At 38.7% G+C, this 26,630-nt stretch carries 16 protein-coding genes; 4 read left to right on the top strand and 12 right to left on the bottom strand.

Annotation, left to right across the window (positions count from 1 at the left end; all coding sequences use genetic code 11):
• The first annotated feature begins 29 nt into the window (after window positions 1-29).
• Window positions 30-2,156 carry a serine/threonine-protein kinase gene (locus CAL6303_RS23875; protein WP_015200405.1) on the top strand — a complete coding sequence of 709 codons (2,127 nt, stop codon included), beginning with the start codon at window positions 30-32 and terminating at the stop codon, window positions 2,154-2,156.
• A gap of 1,276 nt (window positions 2,157-3,432) precedes the next feature.
• Here the strand turns inward: CAL6303_RS23875 and CAL6303_RS23880 are convergent.
• The 3 genes from CAL6303_RS23880 to CAL6303_RS23890 all read right to left on the bottom strand — a co-directional run bounded on the left by CAL6303_RS23880 (window position 3,433) and on the right by CAL6303_RS23890 (window position 9,475).
• On the bottom strand, window positions 3,433-4,287 hold the full coding sequence (locus CAL6303_RS23880; RefSeq protein ID WP_015200407.1) for a class I SAM-dependent methyltransferase: 855 nt from the start codon (window positions 4,285-4,287) through the stop codon (window positions 3,433-3,435).
• On the bottom strand, window positions 4,277-7,564 hold the full coding sequence (locus CAL6303_RS23885) for a methyl-accepting chemotaxis protein (RefSeq protein ID WP_015200408.1): 3,288 nt from the start codon (window positions 7,562-7,564) through the stop codon (window positions 4,277-4,279). Before CAL6303_RS23885 ends, CAL6303_RS23880 begins: the two co-directional genes overlap by 11 nt.
• A gap of 873 nt (window positions 7,565-8,437) precedes the next feature.
• A complete protein-coding gene (locus tag CAL6303_RS23890) occupies window positions 8,438-9,475 on the bottom strand; it encodes a response regulator (protein ID WP_015200409.1) in 1,038 nt (345 codons plus the stop codon).
• A 1,040-nt stretch (window positions 9,476-10,515) separates the two neighbouring features.
• Here CAL6303_RS23890 and CAL6303_RS23895 point away from each other — a divergent pair.
• Window positions 10,516-11,439: an RluA family pseudouridine synthase gene (locus tag CAL6303_RS23895; protein ID WP_015200410.1), complete on the top strand. Its 924-nt coding sequence runs from the start codon at window positions 10,516-10,518 to the stop codon at window positions 11,437-11,439.
• 179 nt (window positions 11,440-11,618) lie between these two features.
• On the opposite strand, the gene CAL6303_RS23900 is transcribed toward CAL6303_RS23895, so the two are convergent.
• The 4 genes from CAL6303_RS23900 to CAL6303_RS23910 all read right to left on the bottom strand — a co-directional run bounded on the left by CAL6303_RS23900 (window position 11,619) and on the right by CAL6303_RS23910 (window position 15,486).
• Window positions 11,619-12,491, bottom strand: coding sequence for an NAD(P)-dependent oxidoreductase (locus CAL6303_RS23900; protein ID WP_015200411.1), 873 nt, complete (start codon window positions 12,489-12,491; stop codon window positions 11,619-11,621).
• 956 nt (window positions 12,492-13,447) lie between these two features.
• Window positions 13,448-14,236: a precorrin-4 C(11)-methyltransferase gene (gene cobM, locus CAL6303_RS23905; RefSeq protein ID WP_015200413.1), complete on the bottom strand. Its 789-nt coding sequence runs from the start codon at window positions 14,234-14,236 to the stop codon at window positions 13,448-13,450.
• A gap of 447 nt (window positions 14,237-14,683) precedes the next feature.
• Window positions 14,684-14,818 (bottom strand): hypothetical protein, encoded by a 135-nt coding sequence (locus tag CAL6303_RS31570; protein ID WP_015200414.1) that lies wholly within the window; start codon window positions 14,816-14,818, stop codon window positions 14,684-14,686.
• Window positions 14,818-15,486, bottom strand: coding sequence for a GTPase family protein (locus CAL6303_RS23910; protein WP_051036726.1), 669 nt, complete (start codon window positions 15,484-15,486; stop codon window positions 14,818-14,820). The genes CAL6303_RS31570 and CAL6303_RS23910 overlap by 1 nt, the downstream gene beginning before the upstream one ends.
• 224 nt (window positions 15,487-15,710) lie before the next feature.
• Between CAL6303_RS23910 and CAL6303_RS23915 the strand changes: the two genes are divergently transcribed.
• Window positions 15,711-16,340: a Uma2 family endonuclease gene (locus tag CAL6303_RS23915; RefSeq protein WP_015200415.1), complete on the top strand. Its 630-nt coding sequence runs from the start codon at window positions 15,711-15,713 to the stop codon at window positions 16,338-16,340.
• A gap of 86 nt (window positions 16,341-16,426) precedes the next feature.
• Here CAL6303_RS23915 and lgt read toward each other — a convergent pair whose 3' ends face one another.
• Together lgt and CAL6303_RS23925 are read right to left on the bottom strand one after the other, a co-directional pair.
• Complete coding sequence (gene lgt / locus CAL6303_RS23920; RefSeq protein ID WP_015200416.1) at window positions 16,427-17,296, bottom strand: prolipoprotein diacylglyceryl transferase; 870 nt, start codon at window positions 17,294-17,296, stop codon at window positions 16,427-16,429.
• A 187-nt stretch (window positions 17,297-17,483) separates the two neighbouring features.
• The gene (locus tag CAL6303_RS23925; RefSeq protein WP_015200417.1) at window positions 17,484-18,686 is read right to left on the bottom strand and encodes a histidine kinase; all 1,203 of its coding nucleotides are present in this window, start codon (window positions 18,684-18,686) and stop codon (window positions 17,484-17,486) included.
• Window positions 18,687-18,842: 156 nt separating this feature from the next.
• Between CAL6303_RS23925 and CAL6303_RS23930 the strand changes: the two genes are divergently transcribed.
• Window positions 18,843-20,294: a hypothetical protein gene (locus CAL6303_RS23930; RefSeq protein ID WP_015200418.1), complete on the top strand. Its 1,452-nt coding sequence runs from the start codon at window positions 18,843-18,845 to the stop codon at window positions 20,292-20,294.
• A 160-nt stretch (window positions 20,295-20,454) separates the two neighbouring features.
• Here the strand turns inward: CAL6303_RS23930 and murA are convergent, their stop codons facing one another.
• The 3 genes from murA to CAL6303_RS23945 form a co-directional block, all read right to left on the bottom strand.
• Window positions 20,455-21,828, bottom strand: a complete 1,374-nt coding sequence (murA, locus tag CAL6303_RS23935) for a UDP-N-acetylglucosamine 1-carboxyvinyltransferase (RefSeq protein WP_015200419.1) — start codon at window positions 21,826-21,828, stop codon at window positions 20,455-20,457.
• A gap of 330 nt (window positions 21,829-22,158) precedes the next feature.
• A complete protein-coding gene (leuS, locus tag CAL6303_RS23940; protein ID WP_015200420.1) occupies window positions 22,159-24,744 on the bottom strand; it encodes a leucine--tRNA ligase in 2,586 nt (861 codons plus the stop codon).
• 380 nt (window positions 24,745-25,124) lie between these two features.
• Complete coding sequence (locus tag CAL6303_RS23945; RefSeq protein ID WP_015200421.1) at window positions 25,125-26,486, bottom strand: gluconeogenesis factor YvcK family protein; 1,362 nt, start codon at window positions 26,484-26,486, stop codon at window positions 25,125-25,127.
• Between the last annotated feature and the right edge of the window lie 144 nt (window positions 26,487-26,630).

Here is a 26,630-nt window from a genome sequence, read left to right on the forward strand (position 1 = left end):
GATGAATTACGCTCAACTGGATAATTTCAATGCTGGGAAACATACTTGTTGGACGATATCAAATCCTGCGTAGCTTGGGTGGTGGTGGTTTTGGAGAAACTTATATTGCTTGTGATACCCAATTGCCAGGTTCACCACAGTGTGTTGTCAAAAAACTGAAACCCCAAGCGAATGATTTGCAAACATTACAAACTGCTAGACGTTTGTTCCATACAGAAGCAGAAGTTTTACATCAATTAGGTAATCATCCACAAATTCCCCAGCTACTAGCCTATTTTGAAGAAAATCAAGAGTTTTATCTAGTTCAAGAATTCATCGAAGGTAATGACTTGAGTGAGGAAATCATTCCGGGGAAACCTTGGACTCAAGATCAAATAACTAAATTATTACAAGAGTTATTAGAAATTCTCGAATTTATTCATCAAAAAAATGTAATTCACCGTGATCTCAATCCTCGGAATATTTTACGACGCAATCATGATGGCAAACTTATTTTAATTGATTTTGGTGCAGTCAAACAAATTACCACCAATATAGTTGTCTCATCATCACAATCAAAATTTACAGTTGCTATTGGTACCCCTGGTTATACTCCCAGTGAACAAGCACAGGGAAATCCTAAATTTAGTAGTGATATTTATGCTGTAGGAATAATTGGAATTCAAGCTTTAACTGGTATATCTCCAGAAAACTTTATTCGAGATCCTGATAGTGATGAAATTATTTGGTGTGATGAGAAAACTGAAATTAGTACAGATTTAGAGCAAATTTTAGATAAAATGGTGCGGTATGATTTTCGCGATCGCTTTTCATCTGCAACCCTTGCTATGCAAGCAATTAAGGAGATTACAAGCCCTAATCATGCCACTATTCCCTTAATTCCTATTGCTTCTACACCTGCGATCAAAAATGTTAATCAAAAAGCCAATAAAAGAATTATTCTTAAAGGTTTGCTGGGATTAACACTAACAGCTTGCGTGGCAACTTTATCAGTATTTATTTGGAAAAATGTGAATGCTGCTAATGCCACAGAATTATATAAACAAGCAAATACATTTTATGAATTACAGCGTTATCAAGATGCACTTAATAATTATGAAAAAGCTGTGGAAATTCAAGATAATTATGCTGAAGCTTGGTATGGCAAAGGAAAAGCTTTGTCGGGAATGAAGAAATATCAAGATGCATTAACAGCATACGATAAAGCAATTCAACTACAGCCAGAATATTTACAAGCTTGGAGAGGACGTGGTTTTACTCTATATAAACTACAGCGTTATAATGAGGCAATTGCTTCTATTGATAAAACCTTGGCATCACAAAATGATGATGCAGAAGCTTGGGAAATTAAAGCTGATAGTTTAGATAGTCTGAAGCGTTACGATGAAGCTATTCAAGCATATGATAAAGCAATCGAAAACCAAGCAGACTATTATCAAGCTTGGTACAAAAAAGCTAAAGTCTTTCAAGGCTTAAAACGTTATCAAGATGCTGTTACTGCTTACGACAAAACCTTAGAATTAAAACCTAATTATGCCGATGCATTTTACAGCAAAGGTAATTCCCTAGTTAACTTAAATCGCTATCAAGATGCAGCCAATGCTTACGATCAAACAGTCAAAATTAAACCAGATTATTACCAAGCTTGGTTGTCCAAGGGAAACACCTTAATTATCTTACAACGGTACCAAGAAGCATTAGAAGCATTCGACCAAGTAATTAAATATAACCCCAGTAGTTACCAAGCATGGTATAGTCGCGGGTTGATGATGCATCAATTACAGCGTTACGACACAGCTATCGAATCTTACGATAAAGCAATTGCACTTCGAGGAAACGCCTACCAAACATGGTACGCTCGTGGTAATAGCCTATTTAACTTAAAGAAATATAACGATGCCTTGACAGCTTACAACCGTTCGATTCGCTACAATAGTAACTACCCTGAAAGTTGGTACTCTAAAGGTAACACCTTACTAAATCTACAACGAAATAAAGAAGCGATCGCATCCTTACAACAAGCCATAAAAATTAAGCCAGATTACCAACAGGCAATTAACGTCCTCAACCAGCTAAAAACCCAGGAACAAGCAGGAACACAAAAATGTGGAATCCTTGGTTTGGGGTGTACACCTGAAAAAAAATCTGATCCTTGAAATCAAAGACTATCAATCTCATCGGTTAGTGCATCAAGGCATTAGGCAGATGTATCGGTTTGTACAAAATTCATCTATGCGAATTCTTTTTTCAACTTGGCATTACTTGGCATTACTTGGCATTAAATAACGGTGTGGTTATTTAAGCCATGCTGTACTCGTATATTTACATATCTAAATAAAACTATATTTCCGGATGATTACTGATAATCACAGTTTATTAGTATGTAACCCCAAACAGTTAGGGTGTTTCCTAGATTTATAATCGGCTCAAACCGTTCATTGTCGGTATTTTTGGATGATCTGTCTAATTGATCTATCCAAGAAAGTATCCCATATTCACCTTAGAAATAAAATCTTGGTCTGAGATTTTAGGCTGAGTTTTAAGTGCTTAAGAAGACTAGGGGTCTAAGGGTGTGGGGGTTTAAGGGGGTGGGCAACTAATAACTTTCCGTGCATCTTAGTGTACGCACTTAAGTTTTAATTTTCTACCGCTAACTAATTATACTTTTTTTATTTGTCAAGGTCAAGTCTACCTACAGCTTGGATGTTTTTTTGTTATTGATCATAAGTAATTACAGATAATTACTTATTATTAATACTTTATTAAGTATATTTTCTATGGTTTAAATTACAGTTAATTTGTGGCTTTTTAAACAGTTAAATATATTTTTTTATTACGAGAATTTACTCAGGTTTCGGGTCTGGGTATATGTCAATATGAATACAAATAAAATAATAGAATAGCAAATTTTCACATTTATCAAATTCAAAAAGACAAACAAAAAAAACAACCTATGGAAAAAATACTTCATCCAATAAATTAGGATTCAACAAGACATGAGAGACCTATAGAATCAATTCAAATTTGATAAATACAAAATATTTATCAATTATCTTAATTAGAGAATTTGATTTTGAATAGATTTTTTAGCCCAAGTTTTTTAAACATAGTTTTATCTGTAGAAGGAGTAAAATGATTATATTAGTATGTAATGAGCGTGGTAGTGGTAGACTTGAGTAGCTTGCCAATTCTAAGTGCAACCTCAAGAATTTGATCCAAAATATTCCATTGAGAGTGGCTGAATATCATATCTAGCCACTTTCTTATAGCAATCTTCCATCAAACTCAGCACTTACATTTTGTGAAGTAGAATTAGATACATAAAATATCAAATTCAGTAAAGACGTGACATGTCACGTCTTTACTTATATTATCAATTAGTAAAATTAATTATAATTGCTATTCCAAGTTATAAAAAAAGTAAAGCTGAAATTATTCAGTTTTCTGCACAATATGAAAAGCCGAAAGATAGGAAGTTTCAATTTTAGTACCATAATTTTGCACCAGTGTTTTTCCCAAAGCTGAAAACAGACTATCTCGCTTTGATTTTTCCAAAGCTATATAGGGTGATAAAGTACTCAACAGAGCTAAATAATCATCTACACTGTAAATGAGTTCACACAGTAAATGGTCAGATACCAAATTTTTAAAATAGCCAGAATCAACAGCATCTTGCCCAAACTTATTCAGATTTTTCAAGTAACTTGGGATTGATTCGTACTTTGCCAATTCTGGTGCCAGAGTTTGGTAAACTGGCACTAGTTGTTGGTGAACTTCATAACTTGGTTGAGGTGGAGTATTCCACAACAGTATTAAGTACCCCTGAGGTTTGAGTGCGATCGCGGTCTTTGAATGACGCACTCCTGCTGACATCCAATGAAAAGAAGTTGCAGCTACCACCGCATCAAATTTCCCCGCTTCCAGTTCCCACTCTTCAAAAGTAGTATTCACCACCTTAACCTTGGGATACTCCAAACAATTTTGTTGGGCAATTTCACAAGTTGCTAAACTAGGTTCCAAACAAACCATCGATAACCCCAATTTTGCTAACGCAACCGTTGCAATACCAGGACCTGATCCCAATTCCAAAACCGAGCTATCCCCAGAAAGTCGAGCTAACTTCACCACACCATCAATAATTTGCTGAGGATAGCGAGGTCTAACTTGAATGTAGGCAGATGCAGCATCACTGTACCAAGTTCGACGTTGCTGCAAAGTGTAAATCTCAGAGTAATTATCGATCCTAAATCCAGTTTCCTGCGACTCTTCCATCCCCTTAACCAACATTGAAAGTATCTACATTATCTTGCAAGCGTTGGGAAATCTCCACAGTCTGTTGGAGTGAAGCAGCAACCTCCCAAGAAGAATTCTTTGTAATATCAGATACCTTAGCAATTTCCTTCATCCCGTTTGTCACTTGCTTAGAAATTTGCACCTGTGACACTGTAGCAGTGGAAATCCCCTGAACCAAACCATCAATCTGATGACAAACTTCCAAAATTTGATTCAAACTCTGCTTCGTATCTTCCACCAAATGAGTACCTTCCACTACTTGAGTAGTACCCAACTCCATCGCTTTCACCACCTCACTAGTTTCCAGTTGAATATTAGCAACAATTGCCTCAATTTCCGTTGTTGCCGAAGCACTACGAACCGCTAATGCTGCCACCTCCTCTGCAACCACCGCAAAACCTTCACCACCTTCACCAGCACGAGCAGCTTCAATCCCAGCATTAATTGCTAAAAGATTGGTTTTCAGAGCAATTTGATTAATTAAGGACACAACGTGGGAAATCTTCTGAGACGATTCACCTAAGCGTTTCACTTTTTTAGTGGTTTCACCGATGGTTTCACGCAGATTCATAATGTTATCCACTGTCAAATCCATAGCTATTTCACCCTTTTCAGCTGTTTGGGAAGCATTTCTCGCTACCACCGCAGCCATTCTCGCACTTCTTGCCACACTTTTAATCGAACCGCGCATTTTGCCTACAGCATCTAAGGTAGAGTCAATTTCCTCCGCTTGCTGAAGTGCATTAGTTGCCAATTGGGCAATTGCTTGAGAATCTTCGGTAATTGCCTCATTAACCTGAGATGCTGTTTGCTTCACTTGAGTCACAATTACGCTCAAACTTTCCACGATGGAATTAAAAAAGTCAGCAACAGTACCCATTTCTTCGGATGTGACTTCTGCACGAGCGGTTAAATCACCCCTACAAACTCCTTCAATACTATCTACTAGTTGGAGTACCTGTTGTTGTAAATCTTCTTTTTGTTGCGCTTGTTGTTCTGAGAAAATTTCAGCATTCTTTCTTGCTTGCTCTGTTTCTTCCAGTAAACTAGCACGCTCCAAAGCTAAACCCACCAACCGGGCAAATTGTTCAAATAAATCAATTTCTGAATCTTCCCAGGAACGGGGACAAGTACATTGATGAGCAATTAGCAAATATTGCAGTTGATCGGCATCTAATATGGGTGCCACTAAACTTGCTTTAACTTCAAATGCTTCCAACTGTTGGAGACAAGAATCACTCAATCCTGCTTCGTATACATTATGAGTGACTAAAACTTCTCCTTGACTGTATTCATGGATATCGTTCATCAAACAAGGATCATAACTACTCACTCCCAAAGCGCAGGTGAAACTCTGAGCAATAGACTCTGATACAAAACTTCCCTGTCCAACCTGATTAAATTTGTAGATGACTACTCGATCGCATTTGAGAGCTTTGCGAATATCTTGAACTGCAATATTGTAGATATCCTGTGTATGGGTTGTTGCTGACATATGTACCGCGACATCTTTTAGCGATCGCGTTGCGTCTAATAAGCTTACCCGCTCTAATGTTGAACCAACCTGTGTTGCCAATTGCCGTAAAAAGTTACTTTCTGAAGGTTGCCAGATATGAGGTGCAAAGCAATAGTGAGCAACTAAAAATCCAAAAAGCTGATTTTCTTTAAAAATTGGTGTAATCAAACTGGACTTAATTTTCAGTTTCTCCATTACTTTTAAGTAATCAGCACTTAAATTTGCCTCTGCAATATTATTAATGACTGATACTTCTCTTCCTTGATATTTTTCAAGCAAATCTTTAATCGTAAAATTATCATCAAAAGTTTCTTGGATTGATCCAGATAACCCAGAAACCATTGTTTCCGCCAAAACTTGGTTATTACCACGATCATTAAAGTGGTAAATTACAACTCTATGTGCTTTCAAAGCCTGTCGCACCTGTTTAACAGTGATTTCAAATAAATCTTCAGAATCCAAAGATTGACGAATTGAGATTAAAGCATTATTAAATGCCTTTAATTGTTCTGCTTCATTTTGCTGACTACTTAATAAATCCTGTAATTGGTCTGCCATGCGATTAATATTGGCACCCAAAATTGATAATTCATCATATCCTTGAACTTTAATTCGGCTATGGAGATTACCACTTGCCAGCAGCTTAACCGTTTTTGTTGCCGTTAAAATAGGAAAAATCAACCGATTTGCCATGACTGCGGAAATACCACCTGTTAAAAAGGCTGCAATTAATGTTCCTGCACTCAATAAAATTAATAATTGTTGTTGAGAAGCAGATGTAATCGATTCATTACTATTAATAAATAATTTCCATCCTAAATTGCTTAACTGCTCTGATGTATTTAAAGATACAGATGTAACAAAATCTTTAGTATTATTATTTTTATTTATTAATATATTAGTAATTGGTTTCCCTTGTATTTGCTCCTGCTTCAAGTCAGGGAAAATATCGACAATACTTTTATTCAGAAGTTGCTTGTCACTACTCAGAATCACCTGACCATTGCCATCAGTCAGTTGATATTGACCTTTGCTTGTATCATAACTGCTAAGTTTTTTCTCTAAATCTGGAAGATTAATTGTCGTTTGAACAATATAAAGTAATTCTCCGTCTTTACCTTTTACAGGTGCTGCTAAATAAAACTGTGACTTTTCTGCTCCATCTACAACTTTTACTTGACTAATAATAGGCTGATTTGTTTTCAATACAGTTTGAAAGTATGCTTGCTCTTTTTGATTAACAGTTTTTTGCTCTGCTGTCTCAACAAAAACATCTCCATTTAAATCTAAAACTGTAATGTTTCCGGAAGGAACCAATATTGTTTTGTATGGATTTAGTTGTCTTTGAATGTCTTTGACATTTAAGTTATTACGAATCTTGGGATTCACTAAAAAATCAGAAGCAGCAACTTCCTGAATTCCCGTATATCTCGTCGTAATAAAATCATTGATGTTCTCAACTAGATTTAAAGCACTAGCTTCTTTTGCACTAGTAACTTGCTTACTAATCGATTCGTTTCCTAAGTAGTAACTTAAAGCCGCGATACTGAAAACTGGTAGTGTACCGACAGTAGCCGCAAAACAAATTACTTTAGTACGTAAACTTTTGACCCATACCTGCTCAAAATGATTACTTTTTAATTTAGATTCTGCTTTTGTACGAGGTTGAATGATAGTTTCGTTACTGGACGTAAGTGTAGAGGTAGATTCAGAAAAATTATCTGACTTTATTTGAGGATGAATTTGATTTAACATATAAAGATAGTCAAATTTTATTTATGACAATTAATTATTTTTGATTCGATGAGCTAAATCTCATCTACAGCCATAGTAGTTTAGAGTTTATTCAAGCTAGATTAGGGAAACTACTTATTACACCTAATCTTTACAAATACTTTTCAATATATTTAAAATTTATTTTGCGGTCAAAGTTAAATCAGATTATATCCATTGAATGATAAAGTAAGCTATCAATAGCCCATACTCTAGGATTCTCCATAGTAGAGAGGTGTAGTAAGCTTTTTTGATTTTTGAATCTATCTGCCGGAATGAGGAAGTCGTGACCAGAAACTGTACTCATTCTTGTTTAATATTTAACGAAGTCTGGGGGTTTAGTTCCCCTATCTCTACAAACAGCTTGTTTTGTGTTGAGAGGCAGGTTTGTGGAGTCAGATGATTCAGTTGCCTTGTAAAATCTTCCCTAAGCTTAGGGACTTCCAGAAAATAAAATATCCTGTGGTTTGGGCATCTTGCCTGTTTTTTCGGGCAAGATGCCCAAACCACAACAGAAAATTGGATAATTATTTAATTGGAAGTTCCTTATTGACGGAAAGAACATCTAAACGCTAACTTCTCTCCGTTACAAACAAATACTCATTACTTATTTTTTTCCTAATTTCTATGGGTAAGACAAAACCCTAAGTTTAGTTGAGCAATTATGAAAATAACCTGATACTTGCTAGCTAATAAAAAATACTAAATCAGTCAGATAAATAAAGTTGCGTAAAATCCATATGTAACGGAATGTAAATTCAGTTCCAAATCTACTCGGACTGCCGAATGCCTAAACCCTGACTTACTTACTCTTACACAGTACCAAGCGACCATTCAGTCTATATTTCGTGAAAATTAGCTTTCCTCATGTTGCACTAAATGTTTAAAAATAATTTTCAACAAATTTGCTTGTGTAAAAGGTTTAGCTAAATATCCTGAAGAACGAACTATTTTAGATTTCGCTCTATCTAGCAAACTGGTATGTCCTGTCACCATAATAATTGGTGTTTGGGCAAAAGATGAATGTTTTCTCAGGAGTGAGCATAGTTCATATCCATCTAGATTTGGCATTTCCACATCAAGTAGAATCAAGTCCGGTTTAAGACGAACAATATGCATTAAAGCTTTTAGTGGATCGTTAATTCCTACAACTAAGAAAAAATCATTGTCTAAAAATTTTTTGATTATATTAACAACTGTAGGACTATCATCAACACAAACAATAGTATAGGTTTTTCGATCGTGAGGTTTAATAAATCTCGTGCCACGATGTGAACTAATTTGATTCAGGTAAATATCATTTACATTTCTCTTTAAAACCTCATGCTCACGTTTTCTATAAATTCGAGATTGAGCATTGTAGCTAATTTGCATATTTTCCTGACAATCTTCTATAATCTCGTTGATGTCAAGATTGCAAAATTTAGGCATATCATCAAGAAAAGTTTCAGTAATTAACTCATAGCAACCTGCTTTGATTTTTAGTAGTGAGTTAATAACATCTATAGCTAATTCTTGAATTAATCTTTCTGCTTGTTGATGAGTAATATATTTCTGATTAACTAGCCAGCAAATTGCTAAGTAATCAGGATTAAAAGATGATTGCTCGTCAATTGCTGTTTCAAATATTGTTTTTATTTGCCGATAAACATCACTATTGAATGCAGGTGACTTATCATGAATACTATATAGCTTACGATATAGTAAGTCAAACATTTTGTTTGCATAGCAAGCATAGACTAACTTGCCATCTTCTAAATAAAGCAACCAAGATTGCGAAGTTCCGAAAACCTGTAAGCATCCTGTTGTTGAATTACTAATTGCTTTATTTAAAATTGAATTTATTTGTATTTGTTGGAAAAATCTATACCTACCAATGGGAAATACTTGCATAACTATAACCCGGCATTAAATGTGTATATTAAGATGAAGATAATCTGAGAAATTTTTATTATTGCATGGAAGCAGAACAAAAAATATTAAAATATCGGCTTTTGAACACTATCAAGTAGTTACTTGTTTCTGCCGTGATGTAATGAAATAAAGATGATTTAAGCTGATTTTAAGACACTTTGAAAATTTGGCTTTTTTTGTATACTAATCAATATGAGTTATATGTTAATTTATTTATCAATAATATGAAAGTATTATTTTTAAAATTTGAACAATTTACATATAAATACTATGTCAATCATGAATTATTAAGTTATGTTCTTTCCATAGTTTAACCCTGATAGTATATTATAAACAGCCGAATATATTCAGATTACTATAAGGTTAGCAATAAAATAACAAGAAGTATCAAAGTTATTGTAAAGAAACGACAATCACTCTAGTGTTGTTACTTCACTTTTAATGATGCTATGTGTAATAATTAGAACATAAACTAATCATCTGACAATATCAGATCTGAACTACAAATCATGTAACTAAGGATAATCAAAAATTTAACCAAAAAAGCTTAATCCGTATAGGGCTGTTCAAAGAAATACTTTGTGTTTAAAGTAACTGTTTTATTAACAGTACAAGTAGTTCAAGTTAGGGACTTTCAGAAAATAAAATATCCTGTGGTTTGGGTATGTTGCCCGAAAATAGAGTCCGCATAACAAAAATTTCACCGTCAAGCATGTAAGCCGTTTTCTCACTACTCACTTACAAGATAGGCAGGAATGCTCCGTAGCACAGCTTCCCGTAGGGTAGTGTGACGGGACGGAAACCAACACCGCCAACTCCTCTGTGTTCTACAATAGAAAATCTGATAATTATTTAATCAGAAGTCCCTTAATTGATTAAAAATTTTTGTTTTCCCCCTCCTCTAACTTCGTGATAAACTAAGCTGGAAACGGTATTAATCCAAGAGAAAAAGCCCGATATTCCTACGGAACGAAAATTCGAGTGCATTACTAAGTACAACCCTAAAGAAGAAGTGAATTGTGACTGAAATTAGTCTACTAGTAGAAGCAGAAGGGGAGCGTCTCGATCGTTATTTAGCCGAGGAGTTATCGGAGTTATCACGTTCGCGGGTTCAACAGCTAATTGAACAGGGAAATGTCCAGTTAAATGAAAAGATTTGCTCTTCAAAAAAGCTCACGGTAAAGTTAGGCGATCGCATTACGCTAAAAATCCCGGAAATTCAACCTTTAAATTTGCAACCCCAAGCAATTCCCTTGGATATTCTTTATGAAGATGACCAGATATTGATCGTGAATAAATCTGCGGGGTTGGTTGTTCATCCTGCACCTGGTCATCCAGATGGAACATTAGTCAATGCATTGTTAGCGCATTGTCCCAATTTACCGGGAATTGGTGGTGTGCAGCGTCCAGGAATAGTGCATCGTTTAGATAAAGATACTACAGGTGCCATCGCTATCGCCAAAACTGAGCAAGCACATCAAAATTTACAAGCACAACTTAAAGCTAAAACTGCATGTCGTGAGTATTTAGGAGTTGTATATGGTGCGCCAAAAACGGAAAAAGGGTCAGTAAATTTACCTATTGGTCGCCATCCGATAGATCGAAAAAAAATGGCTGTTGTCCCTGTGGAATCTGGGGGAAGGGAAGCTGTTACCCATTGGCAAATTCGGGAAAGAATTGCTAATTTTACACTGATGCATTTTCAGTTAGAAACTGGACGCACGCACCAAATCCGCGTTCATAGTGCCCAAATTGGTCATCCGATAATTGGGGATCCAATTTATGGTTCTGGACATTCATTAAAGGTAAATTTATCTGGTCAAGCGCTTCATGCTTGGAAGTTAAAATTAATACACCCAGTTAGTCAAGAGTGGATTGAGGTGACAGCACCGTTACCTGACGAGTTTTTGACTTTGTTAGGTAGATTGAGGGGAAGGATGTAGAAAATGTTTGGATTTTCTAGATGTTAATTAATTTTCCTTTAGTAGACCTAAGTATTTATATGCAATAGTGACAGTATCTTTGTGTATCACTTAGTAGTCGATTACGTGTACATACACAGCCCTGTAGAGACGTAGTATCGCTACGTCTCTACAACCGTCATTTTTATTTTGACAGACTACTAACTAGCATCACCATCTGATTTGATTGCTGCAAATAACGAAGAATAATCAGCCTGTGCGAAAGACAATTGCATCGCTTTATCCAAAATTGAGCGGACACCTTCAATACTACTAATATCTAAGCCTGCTAATTTTGCTTCATCAATAAATAAATCAGTATCTTTGAGTAGGTGCTTTGTGGGAAAGTTGGGATTGTCGTAGTTATTTTCTAGCATCCGCTGCAACTTCTTATCAAAAGTAGGTGCGTAAAGAGAACTATTTCGCAAGATTTGCATGAAAGATTCAACATCAATCCCATGACGTTGAACAAAACCAAGACTCAAGGCAAAACTAGTAGTTAAGGAAGCGATTAGTTGATTCAATGCCAGTTTTAGGGCAGAAGCAGTTCCTACTTGTCCAATATATAGGGGTTCCTGGCTGAAATTTTTCAGTAATTCTAAGTAGCGCTGGTATTGTTCGCGGTGAGAACCCACCATCACAATTAGTTTACCAGCTTCAGCTTCGGGAATGCTACCTAAAACGGGGGCTTCGATATATTCAGCCCCCGCAGAGACTACAGAATTACGAATTTCTTTACTTTCGGTGGGGGTAATTGTCCCCATTTGGATTACAGTTCGTCCGGCAAGCGATCGCGATGACGTATCAGATAGTAATACACTGTAAATTGCTGGAGCATTGGTCAACATCAAAATTACATAATCCGCAGCCAAGACAGCATGACGAGGATTATCAGCCACTTCTGCACCTGCTGCTTGAAGTGGTGCTAATTTTTCTGGGGTGCGATTGTAAGCAATTAACTGGATTTTTGCTTCTAACAACCGCTGTGCCATTGGCAATCCCATTAGTCCAGTCCCCAGAAATGCCACTTTCATTCTTTGCGTTCCTAATCCTGATCTTCTTTCTTCTATCCTAGTGTAAGAAGTTATCATCAAGATAATCTGTACATCTCGAACTGATATTCATCTTGCTTAAGCGAGAGTGACATTTACCAGAGATTAGCAAAGTAGATGGGTGGACTATAAAAGCTTAAGGGTATGAAGATTAACCACCAGCCGCAAATGTCACCATAATTGCTACTGATAGTAAAATTCCTGGGGTTAATAATGTCACTAACATTAATAAATCATGTGCAGTCATAATTATAGCCTTTTAATGCTTAATCTATATAGTACTCATGACTATGTTAAACCATCTCTATGTAGGATCAGCTTAACAAAGGTTAAACTTTCAAATTTCCAGTACACTTTTTTCTTTACCTAAAACTGGTTGGAATATAAATCCTACCTTACCCTTCAATCACTCCCAAAGCCAACAAAGCAGATCGCTATCCCTTCATACAGCCGATCAACCTTTAGGATTTTAATACACAATTCCAAGTCAAAGGCAGCGAAGGCAGATTGTAAGGAACTTCTCTCTACAGGTTCGGTGCGTCCCTATATTTTAGATATAGTATGCAATGCTAGCTGAGTGCGATCGCTTAATTCTTCTAAGGTTAAATTGCTTTAGGAAAATCGCAAATTGATTACTTAATAGTATATTTGTCTGGAAATATTTGTAATTTATAACTTTAATTTCTCATAAAATTCATATCTTTTGATAGATGCCAATTTTGTGTTGATTCAAAAAATGTTTGCAACACATCGAAAATGGGAGACGCGATATAGCCTCTTACCCTTCGGGAACGCTAGGAGCGAACAGAGGAGCTTTGCTTTTCTTGTATGCTCGCAGAGCTATACGCGTCTCTACAAAGTTCATCTGTCGCATTCTTTTTTAAAATTGGTATTAATTTTATGAAAGATCTACCTTATGCAATTGTCATAGTCAGCCCTTATCTATTGTATTCAGGATCATAAAGGCGAGAACGACCATTAAATTTACCCAATGCCGGACTAATAATATAAACTGTTGTCCGAATCAAGTTTTCCTCACTTGTACAACTCGCCATTTCTGCCAACGGAACAACCCGAATTTTTTCATCATTCCATCCCAAACGATAGCAAATTGCCACCGGAGTATCAGCCGGATAATGAGTTAATAACTTAGTTTGGGCAGCTTCCACATGACGCGCACTCAAATACAAGCATAAACTAGCTTGATGTGCCGCCAAAGAAGTTAATTCTTCCCCACTGGGGACTTGAGTTCGTCCACTAATGCGGGTCAAAATAATCGTCTGCACCAAACCGGGAACCGTCAACTCAACTTTGAGTTTTGCCGCAGCAGCTTGAAAAGCACTAATACCGGGAATCACCTCAAAGGGAATATCAGCCTCAGCTAGTAGGTGCATTTGCTCATGAATTGTACTGTAGAGACATGGATCTCCCGAATGAAGCCGCACCACAGATTTATGCGATCGCACTCTCTCCACCATCACTGGTAAAATGGTTTCCAAGCTTTCCTGTGCTGTTGGCATGATTTCCGCATCCTGACGACAGAAATTTAAAATTTCCCTTGGCACTAAAGAGTCTGCAAATAAAATTACATCTGCTCTCGATAACAACTTTTGCGCTTTTACCGTTAACAGGTCAGGGTCTCCAGGTCCCGCCCCCACGATATACACGCCTGGTGTTAGAGAATTATTATCTGTTTCATTACTACCTTTCCACGTAGATTCACGCATAAAATACTTCTAAAATCTTCATCAAAAAAATTTTTTCGCCATTTTTTTCAGTACCTTTCCGGATTCTCCCTCTAGACATAGTAGAAGTAATTGGTAGATGCACCCTGGTTAAGCCCTAGAGAATACTCTGGGGCATTTTTTATTTTTAAAGAATTTTCACGAGTTTATTAATATTCAAATAATAATTGCAGAGATTATTAACTAAGGCTATGCCTTTTTGGAATGAAATTCTGCACAATTGACGAAGAAAGCGATCGCTTTACCGGGAAACTCTGCCAAAGTCGTCAAGACAAGCAGTGTTTTATTAGATTACTTTAGGATTTACACAACTGGTACATGAATCAGGGTAGGGTGTGTGACACTTTGAGTAATCATATACGGTAAATTAGGGATTATAGTGTCATGCACCAACGAGCCATTGTGACAATATTGTAAGCCTGATTGTGATCACCACCAAGGAAAGAAAATTCTGGCTATGATATTGACAACTTTACCGACAGGGGTGGTTTCATCGACGATTATACCAACTGCTTTTCCGAGATTTTTTCCTGTTTCTCCCATAATCATACCTCCAAATTGCATTACGAGTGCCTCGAAAATACCTTGCTTTGCTTCCTCTTAACCTTCTCTGAACGATGTTCGTCTTTGATAAAATTGAGAAAAGTTACCTTTTTATCCTTTGGCAATGCATGGGTAATTGTCTCTACAAGCGTTCCCAAGTTATAGTTTTTGTTTTTCTTAGTACTGACAGGAATAACGGCTGTGATATCAATACCGAACCTTTCAGCAACGGACTTACTTTTAGCATCAATATTTTTTTGCTGTTGATGTCCAGGAACTTTATTGGCAGTATCCCATTCTTCATAGGGTTCAACTTTATCAGCCTGATTTAGTGCAATAATACAAGGCTTACCTTTTTGCAAGTGCGGCTTGACGATGTTGTGATAAAACTCCTCATCGGAAGTGAAAGCCTTATCGTCTGCTTTGAGAACCCATAGAACTAAGTCAAATTCTGGTAAATGTTTCGAGTATAAGTCTTTATATTCTTGATCCCGCTCTCTACTTTCACCAATTCCAGGCATATCAACTAGTTTTAGATTGCCTGAGTTCACTTTTATAATCACTACTTGAGGTTGTCGCGTACAACTCTCAACATGAGTAACTTTTGCAGTATCTTGTTCAAAAAGGGCATTACAGAGACTTGACTTTCCTACACCTGTTTTTCCAAGAATACCAACATTTTGGCTCATAACTAAACGCTTGAGCAAGCCAAAGTCTAATTTTTTCTAGCAGTTCTTGTGGTAATTGGCTCAACTGACTTAAGCTTTCTAATATATCTGCCTGCATATTCATAATTAAGCACACTATTCTAAAGAAGGTTAAGTCTAGTGTTCCCAAAATCTATTTATTGCGTCACTACTTATAGGTGTTAAGGATGTACAAACAGCAAAAGTAAACCTTAAAAAGAACTTTTATGACCCAAACACAAGCCGAACTGAAGCTACTTACATTCGATGAATTTATGGAATGTTATCCAGAAAATTCAACAATACGTTACGAATTACATGATGGGGTGATTGTTGAGATGCCACCAGCAACGGGCGACCATACAGATATTATCAGCTTTTTACTGGAAGTAATTCTCTTAGCGATTCAAGAGTGCAAGCTGCCTTATCGAATCTCAGCATCCACGTTCGTGAAAACACCCGATAAATCCTCAGCTTACATACCTGATATGTTGGTGATTAATCACGATAACCTCAAAAATGAACCATTCTGGAAGAAACAATCTACACTCATTGATCCTAAATCCATACCCCTAATTATTGAGATAGTAAGCACCAATTGGCAAGATGATTATTATGACAAAATTAGAGACTACGAGACTATGAGTATTCCTGAATACTGGATTGTGGATTATGCTGCTTTGGGTGGACGAAAATTTATTGGAAATCCCAAACAACCGACAATTTTTGTTTGTGAATTAATAGACGGGGAATATCAAATGACACCCTTTAGAGGAACAGATCCTATCGTATCCCCTACCTTTCCACAGTTGAATCTAACCGTTAAACAGGTTTTTGACTCTGTAATTGTAATTTAATTAAAATACTCCGATCGTACTACTTCGGTAATTAAATAAGTTTGATGTAAAAGGGGGAAGAAATTATTTCCCCAATCCCTTTCCTCCTACTCCTCCCCTCTCTCAACCGACTTTACAACATCAGGTAAAGGACGCTTGGCAATATATAACCACCACAACCCAAATAACCCTAAAGCAATCCCAGTTAAACTTACCACCTGTGCAATTCGCAAAGGTCCCAACATCAAACTATCGGTTCTCAAACCTTCAATCCACAACCGACCTAAACTGTAAGCTGGAAGATAAGTCAAAAATATGGTTCCGGTTTTCAGATTGAGTGTCCTTGCTAAACCTCGCAAAAATAAAGTCATTAAACAACCAAATACCATCAAATCCCACAACGACTCATACAAGAAGGTTGGATGGTAATATTCAAAATCTTTCAAATCTAAGGGACGTTGTTCATAAGGAATATATAGTTTCCAAGGTAAATTCTTCATTGGACTGCCAAATGCTTCTGAGTTGAAGAAATTTCCCCATCTGCCGATAGCTTGTCCCAAAATCAATGAAGGTGCTACCAAATCGGCTAGCTGCCAAAACTGGATTTTTTTGACCTTAGCGAAAATTAACGCTGCTAAAGTACCCCCTAAAATCGCCCCATGAATCGCAATTCCCCCTTCCCAAATGGCGAAAATCTTATCGAGACGTTGAGTATATTCTGACCACTGAAATAAAACATAATATAATCTGGCGGCGGGAATTGCACCCAGTACCAGCCAAATTGACAAATCACTAATAATTTCGGGGTCTACATGGCGACGTTTTGCCAGATAGCGAGATAAGGTGACACCAGTTAGTACAGCAGTAGCGATTAGCAAACCATACCAACGAATTGTAATCGGACCTAATTTAACTAGAGTTGGTCCTGGGGAAGTAAACTGAAATGCCAGAGGCAAAATGGACAAATCTATTGCCATATGAGTAATACCTACAAAAATTAAATAGGAAGCTGAGTTTATTAATTGACGATTTCTAGAAAATTAGTAGCATACATTGGCAGAACACAAAATGCCAGTGAATACCAACAAGACTATAATCGCTTCCCATATTTTCGTGGAAAGCGCATTTACAAAAATAGTCAGCAGATTAAAAGTTACTTACTATTCATTTAGGATAGACAGGCAGTGTAAAATGAAACCAAGCTCCACCACTGGGAGATTCTTCTACCCATATTTGACCATAGTGGGCGCGGATAATGCGCTGGCACAAACACAGACCTATGCCGTATCCATCTTTACTTTCATCGCGTTCAAGACGGTAGTGATTTTCAAAAATGCGATCGCGGTTTGCTTCGGGGATGCCTAATCCGGAATCACTGATGCTCAATTGAACTTTTTGGGTGGTGCGATGTAGTCCAGAAATGCCGATTTTTCCACTTTCAGGGGTATATTTGATGGCATTATCTAAAAGGTTGATGATCACCTGGCGGATGCGTTCTGGATCAGCGTATACCCTCGGTAAGTCCTTGGGAATATCCGTGTCAATTTGTAGGGATTTGGCACTCAAGCGATCGCTTAATTCATCTAAGGCTTCAAAACATAACCGATTCAAACTAATTTTTTCGGGCTGAATAGGTAATTCCCGATCTGTCCCTCTTCCTACTTGTAACAAATCAACTATCATCCGCCCCATGATTTTAGTTTGAGAGCGTGCCTGTTTAAATAAATGCATCGCTAAACCGGGTGTTAAACGTTCAAATTCACCCTTATCCAAATTAAAGTTATTTTGCAGGGTTTCAATGGCTATAGCTGCTGCCGTCAGTGGGTTACGAAGATCATGCGCCAACATAGCAATGATCCGATCCTTAAATTGCAACTGCTCGTTTAACTTATCTTTCTCCTGCTTGAGTCGAAAAACCTCATCTGATAGTCTAATTAGTTCTGCGGATGCTGCAACTGAGCGAATTGATACTTGGGAATCTTGAACAACAGAGTTATGATTGGAGTTTTCGGGGAGGGTTTCTAATTCTAAATCATTTTGAAGTTGGAGATAAGTTTCTGCTGCTGCCTGCCATCGGGGCCACCAAATTTTTAATTGGCTGATAATATTGCTACCTGCAATAGTTTGTCTCGGTTCAGGATGGATTTTAATTAGCGATGGTGTTGCTATCAATTTGAAGTGTTCTGCTAAATATGGTTGCTGTCCCACGTCAATTACTTGAAGCTCAAATTGGTACTCTGTCTGCATTTTTTTTAAATACGAGAGAATACGCTGTACTTGTTGTCGTGATTTTAAACGGTCATCGACAAATAGCAACAACTGTAGTGGAGCCTCAGAATGAATTGCCTGATCCTGGGAAGCTTGCATGTAATCGTGTTTTAGCACTGGTAACAGACCGATGACGCTATTAAAGATGATATCGCCAAACTATTTAGATGGCTATCTATTAATTAGTTGGATCTTATCTCTAAATTTAATCCTTATTTTAGACTTTTCATGGCCATATATCTTTTGTGAGTTTTTATGCAGTTAAAATTGCCATTTTTTTTAACATCTTTGTTTTCAGGGTTATTCATTTTTCCTAGCTTTGCCAATAGTAATAATACTTTAGGAGAAAGTAGTGATTTTTACAAACACACAAGTCAAATGGTGCAGGAACAGATTAATTTGGTAGCACGGATCGAAAAAGCGATCGCCCAACCAGATCCAAACCAAGTTAGAGTTGTGCGTGGGCAAATTTTGATTCAATCGAAAGTAATTGAAGCCTTTGCGAGAAAGCAAAACCCTGGTTTTAGAGGAACTTGTGCATCTGGGAATCGTGAAAAACTCAACGATGCAGAAGCTGAAATTTACTGCGGTTTGTATGCATCAAGTCAGGAACTGTTAAAACTTTCTCCATTACTCGATCGAATATTATCTCGTAGAGGAGAACTTGCCCTAGTCCGGGAACTACCATTAGTTAGCGGAGAAAGAAAATTCCATCCAGTTTTGGCAATATCAGCAATTGAACGTCCTCTTTTGGGAAAAAAAGCTGTCCCATTTGCCATCCAAGAACCTAACTTACCATATTCTTCAGTACCAACTGTAGGAATTATTGCTAAGAAACCCCTAGCTGATTATGTAGCACCGATACAGGCAGCGTTAGTGTTGCCACCAGAAGCATTATCACCACTAGAAAATGCCGAAGCTAAGTTAAATCAGACAAAGGCAGTATTTCCCCAGGGAATTAAGTTTGAAGATCCCAAACAGACAACATCCGCACTAGAAAATTTTGCCTACGGACTCGACCCCCAAGAACCACAAACCTATGCCAAATTTTTAGAATTACCCAAAACAGGCATTTTTCGTGTTTTGCCACACTTAGCTTATTCTCGTCCATTAAACACGTTGCAAAACCGCTTAGTGCAAACTGTAGGTGAACGTTATCCATTCCCTAGCTTGGGCGAAGCAACTAGTGAATTTAATCCCAGCTTAACACTTCAGTTGGTGAATGATAACTTTCAAATGCTCTTAAAGGGGGTAGATTATAGTTTTATGGCAGATTTGGGAGATATACCCATCGAAAAACTGGATTCCGGCTTAAACAAAGTTTCCCCCTCAACAAGGGAATTATTTCTGAACTATCAACCACCGCAACAATTAAATGCGATCCAAATTGAACGAAGACGCTTTCAAACAGGAAAAGGGGTGAATAATAGTATCGCCCAAGCCAGAATTCCGGCAAAATTAAACCATACATACATCATGCGATCGCTACAATTCCAAATACCTGAAGCTATCATCAAAAATGAACGACTTACCCCTCAGCAACGCCTACAAATTGATACAATAACTAAGATCCAAAGCAGTGATACAGTAATTGCTTTTCGACCAGTTCGCCGCCGTCCAGACGGTAGTTACACTGTAATTTGGCGTGTTCTAAATCAGCTACCAAAACCCCAAATTACTGATTTAGAGACTTATTTACGGTACTAAGGCAGAGTTTAACCGGGTTTTCCAAATTAATTGGCACAGTGGGTCAAAAAGAGGAAAAGGGTCAGAGACAGGGAGCAAGGGGGAAATAGCTCAGTCCCCCGCTCCCTGCTCGTGAATTCCCCCTGCCTCTTGGGTAAGGTACCCATCCTCAAAAAAATGACTAATTTTCACTCAATGGCGCAAAGTCAGCACCCGCTTCGGCTTCACTCAGACGTTGAATTTTCGCTCCCAATTGTTGCAACTTCAGATCGAGTCGATCGTAGCCTCGATCGAGAAAACTTAATCCTTTAATTGTAGTTTTGCCACTGGCTGCTAATCCTGCAACTACCAAAGCTGCTGCTGCACGTAAATCGGTACCTCGCACTGGGGCACCAGATAACATTGGTACACCTCGCACAAAGGCAACATTCCCCTTGATGCGAATATCTGCCCCTAAACGATTAAGTTCGGAAGCATGACGCAAGCGATTTTCAAATACCGTTTCGTTGATTAAGCTATCACCTTCAGCAATTGCTAACAAAGACATAAATGGGGCTTGCACATCGGTAGGAAAACCTGGATGGGGCAAAGTTTCAATATTGGTAGCTTTGATCACGCTAGCTGGTGCCACACGTAGACAATCTGCTGCTTCCTGGAATATGGGAATTCCAACTTCCCGCAATTTGGCAATTACTGGAAACAAATGTTCGGGAACAACGGGGGATAGGAGTATTTCTGAACCTGTAATGGCACCTGCCATCAAAAAAGTTCCAGCTTCGATGCGATCGGGAATAATACTGTAATCGGTGGAGTGAAGTTTTTCTACTCCTTGAATTGTAATTGTACTAGTACCTGCACCCTGAATTTTTGCCCCCATAGAAATGCAAAAATTAGCTAAATCTACTACCTCAGGCTCGCGGGCAGCATTTTCGAGAACTGTTTCTCCATCTGCTAAAGTTGCCGCCATCATTAGGGTTTCGGTAGCACCAACACTCGGAGAATCTAAGTATATTTTTGCGCCTTGTAGTCTGCGATTATTTCCGTGAAGGTGAGCATTACAGATGCCATGTTCAATTTGAACTTCTGCACCCATAGCTTGGAGTCCACGGACATGTAAATCTACAGGTCTTGCACCAATAGCACAGCCTCCAGGTAATGGCATTTGGGCGATTCCCAGCCGCGCCAAAATAGCACCGATAGCGAAGAAGCTTGCACGTAATTGGGTTACAAGTTCATAGGGTGCTTTTGACGTGGAAAAATCCTTGGCATTGATGACTAAAGCATCATCTTGGCGTTCAACCCGAACACCTAATGTAGTTAAAACTTGTCCCATCCGTTCAACGTCCGCCAATAAAGGCACGTTGCGAATACGACAATCTTCGGGACACAGTAAGGCAGCAGCCATAATTACCAATGCTGAGTTTTTAGCACCGCTAATTTTGACATGACCTCGCAAAGGTTGCCCACCCCATATTTGCAAGACTGAGGAGTCCGCTTCGGGTGCAGATTTAGTATCTGGTAAGCTGCTCGAAGAATTAATAAGCCTACCCTCCAAAAAACAAGTGATTTTATATGCTGAAAGCTGGTTTTCATCTTACAGCAAAGATTCAATTTCTCGACATTTTTTTGACAATAGCCACCGATCGAATCAAAATAATTTCATACCAATTTGGAAAAAGAATGCGACAGATGAGTTGGTAGGGGTTTAGCAGTGCTAAACCCCTACAGGTTTTCTATGTGTTGCAATGATTTTTGGACTCGGTATCAGATTAATTGATTAGAGTGGAAGCTGAAAACAGGGAACAAGGGAACAGATAAATATACTGACCTAACCCCCTTACTTGCTCGGGAAAGGGAGTAAGAGTCATTCAAAACCATAATTGAATTAACCAGCTACAACAAAATTTACCAGTTTCCCTGGCACGACAATGACTTTTTTAATTTCTTTGCCTTCTAAATGCCGTTGTACTGCTTCCGATGCTAGGGCATATTTTTCCAATTCCGCTTTGTCGGCTTTGGCTGGAACTGGAATATCAGCGCGTTTTTTACCGTTAACTTGAACGACTAAGGTAATTTCATCGGCAATTAAAGCTTCAGGATCATGGTTTAACCAAGCTTGGGTATGTACCGATTCTTTGTTTCCCAATAAATGCCATAGTTCCTCAGCAATGTGGGGGGCAAAGGGTGCTAAGAGTAACAACAAAGTCCGAATTCCTTCGGAGTAGATGGGGGAGGTTTTACAATCTGCGTCAGTTAGGGCATTACTTAATTTCATCAACTCAGAAATAGCAGTATTTAATTGATACCCTTCGTTCACATCTTCGCTAATTTCTTTGATGGCGATATGTATTGCCCGTCGTAAGTCTTTTTCGGCTTTGGATTCCTGTAATTTATTGCTTTTGCTATCGACGGCGATGTATTCTGTCACCAAACGCCAGACCCGATTCAAAAAGCGGAATTGTCCCTCAACATCAGCCTCATCCCATTCCAAGTCTTTTTCTGGGGGTGCTTTAAATAAAATAAACATCCGGGCAGTATCTACACCATACTTAGCGATGATGTCTTCTGGTGCTACGCCGTTACCTTTAGATTTAGACATGGTGGCATAAACTAATTGTAAAGGATCACCTGTTTGGGGGTCGCGGGGATCGGCAGCATTTACCAAGTTGGTGGGAACCCATTTATCCTTGTCAGATTTTTTGGGATTCATATAGGTTAAGCCCTGTACCATTCCCTGGGTTAAAAGTTGCTTGAATGGTTCATCAAATTGCAGTAAACCGCGTTCGCCGTTAGGCGCACATGCGTGGTCGCGTAAAACTTTGGTGAAGAATCGGGAGTACAATAAATGTAAGATCGCATGTTCCACACCACCAACATACTGATCTACTGGCATCCAACTGTTGACTTTTTCTTTTGTAAATATTTCCTCAGAGTTATTCGCATCGGTAAACCGCAGGTAATACCACGATGAATCAATAAATGTATCCATCGTATCGGTTTCCCGCTTCGCTGGAGTTCCACAACTGGGGCAAGGAACATTTACCCAGCTTTCCAAGTTTGCTAAGGGTGAACCACCACGTCCAGTTAATTCGATATTATCAGGTAGCTGTACGGGTAAATCAGCATCGGGTACGGGAACAGCACCGCACTCCGGACAGTGGATAATGGGGATTGGCGCACCCCAGTAACGTTGACGGGAAATCAACCAATCACGGAGACGAAATTGTACCCGTTCTTTCCCAAAACCTTGAGATTCTGCATATTTAACGATGGCTTTTTTAGCTTCAATTGAATCCATATCATCAAATTGCTGCGAATTTACCAAAATTCCCGCATCAGTATATGCCGCATCTTGATTGTGCGCTTCTTTGTTGTCGTTGGGCACAATCACAAATTTGATTGGTAAATTGTAATTTTTGGCAAACTTGAAATCTCGCACATCATGTGCTGGAACCCCCATCACCGCACCCGTGCCATATTCATAAAGTACGTAATCAGCGATTAAAATTGGTATTTCTTCCCCGGTGAAGGGGTTGATTGCCATTCCTCCGGTGGGAATTCCCCGCTTTGGTTTATCTTCTGCCGTTCGTTCCAATTCGCTTTGATTGCCAACTTCCTTGGCAAACTCGGCAACTGCATCTGCTTGGCTAGCTGTGGTGACTTTGGTTGTAAGGGGGTGTTCCGGTGCTAAAACCACATAACTCACCCCGTAAACTGTATCCGGACGGGTGGTGTAGACTCCTATCTTCTCATCCATCCCCACAACCGGGAATTCCAAATAGGCACCTGTTGATTTACCAATCCAGTTAGCTTGGAGTTTGCGGACTTTTTCTGGCCATCCTGGCAACTTGTCAAGGTCTTGTAATAATTCTTCAGCGTATGCAGTAATCTTCAAAAACCACTGCCTGAGCAACTTGCGTTCCACAATAGCACCACTACGCCAGGAACGCCCATCAATTACCTGTTCATTAGCGATGACAGTTTGATCTATGGGATCCCAGTTTACTGCTGCTTCCTTTTGGTAAGCTAAACCAGCTTGGAAAAACTGCAAGAAAATCCACTGCGTCCAGCGATAATAATCAGGGGAACAGGTAGCTAACTCATTATCCCAATCGATAAAAAGCCCTAACTTCTGCAACTGCGATCGCATATGCTGAATATTCTGGTAAGTCCATTGTGATGGTGGAACATTCCTGTCGATTGCCGCATTCTCCGCAGGCAAACCAAAAGCATCCCAACCCATCGGATGCAAAACCCGATAACCCTGCATTCTTTTGAGGCGTGCGATCGCATCAGTAATAGTATAGTTACGAACATGTCCCATATGGAGGCTCCCTGAAGGATAGGGGAACATGGATAAAGCATAGAACTTGGGCTTACTACTATCTGAAGATGTCTTATCTAAGCCAAGTTCTGCCCATGTTTTTTGCCATTTTTCCTCAATGTCCGCTGGGTTATATCGGGAATCCACTACTCAAACTCCTCATGCATTCTTATGTCTTCGCCTATGTCTCGTTATTGTGGCATAATCTCATGGCGCTGTTAGCAGGTTGGGTGGGTAATTTCTGTTCCTAGCTTCCCTTGATTTTTCCACAATTTATGACCATACTTAGTTTTGATGGATTATCATCGGGTTTAGTCCCGAATTTCTAGTCATAGAAATACCTAACGTGACAACGGCGGAAGATACGGGAAACTCCGAAGACGAATAAGATGGTCACTGATTTAATGATGTTGGAAGCCCCAACCTGCTTCGCTGAGGTTGGGGTACTTCACTATTAATAATTCTAGGCATTTTGGAGAGATAATATTGTTTGTATATCTATGTCTATGTGCAATGTCTATGTGCAATTAAATTTTGGCTCCGCTATACCATCGTATCAGTACCTTTGCTAATTTTTGGGAATCATGGCGGACGCAGTTTTTTTCATCTTCATGCATGACATTTGCCGGAACAATTCGTCTACCTAGCTTCAGTACATCTTCACGATCTAAGAATACAGGATGGGAGTTCCCTTGTGCATAACGAATTAAAGCCCGATCCGAAGGAGATTTTTTATGGACAAGCACCGCATCAAATAAAGCCCGACCACAGGCTGAATCAATAGCGCGAACATGGTCAGCAACTGAGTAACCAGTGGTTTCCCCTGGTTGGGTCATAATGTTACAGACGTAAATACAAGGTGCATCTGTGAGTGCGATCGCGTCTGCAATTTCTGGTACTAATAGGTTGGGAATCACACTTGTATAAAGGCTGCCTGGTCCCATAATTATATAGTCAGCTTCTTGAATCGCCTTAATCGCACCTGGTAACGCTGGGGGATTTGCTGGCAAACAACCAATTTTGGCAATTCTACCTTTCGCTTCACCAATACAAGATTCTCCCTCAATTCTCGTACCATCATCCAATTCTGCCCACAACCTGACATCGCTGAGAGTTGCTGGTAATACTTGCCCGCGAATTGCTAAAACTTTAGAACTAGCAGCCACTGCCCGTTCTAAATCGCCAGTAATTTCACTGAGAGCAGTCAAAAATAAATTACCAAAGCTATGACCTGTCAGCCCGTCACCTACACTGAAACGATATTGGAAAAGTTCAGTTAATAATTTTTCTTCATCAGCCATTGCCGCTAAACAGTTGCGAATATCACCTGGTGGCAAAACTCCAAACTCCCGCCGCAATCTACCAGAGGAGCCACCATCATCAGCAACAGTGACAATAGCTGTAATGTTAGCACTGTAAACCTTAAGTCCACGGAGGAGGGTAGAAAGTCCTGTACCACCACCAATGACAACTATTTTCGGTCCACGATACAAACGTCGATGCGCTAAGAGGACATCAACTAGTTCTTCATCACTTTCTGGTCTAATTACTGATGTAATCGAGCCGACAGTACGGGTTTGTCCCCAGAGCACTAGTAGTATTCCTAACAGTAAAACTACAGGACCACTGATATAGTACGGGATAATATCTGTAATTGTGCTTAAGAAATTTTTGACTAGTTCAATTATCCAAAAAATTGGCGTGAGTCGAATCCAAATAGCTAGTCCTAGAGATGCTAGGAGAACACCTCCAACACTAATCAACAGCCAACGCTTAATGGCTAAACCAGGAGATAACCACTTAAACCACTGATTAACTCTATGGGAAGTACGACTACGTGACTGTCGTTGCAAAACACTAAGGGCTTGTTTAAAAAAACCAATTGACATACCAAATCAGGAGGAGTGATCTAGAACAATGATTAACAGAAACTGTACACTACCTGCTTGAGAGCCTCAGTGTGGAATTATGACATTTATCTAAAATTCACTTGGATTTCAAACATCTAATTTCCATCTGCTAACAAGATTAAT

The sequence above is a fragment of the Calothrix sp. PCC 6303 genome (assembly GCF_000317435.1).
Classification (GTDB): domain Bacteria; phylum Cyanobacteriota; class Cyanobacteriia; order Cyanobacteriales; family Nostocaceae; genus PCC-6303.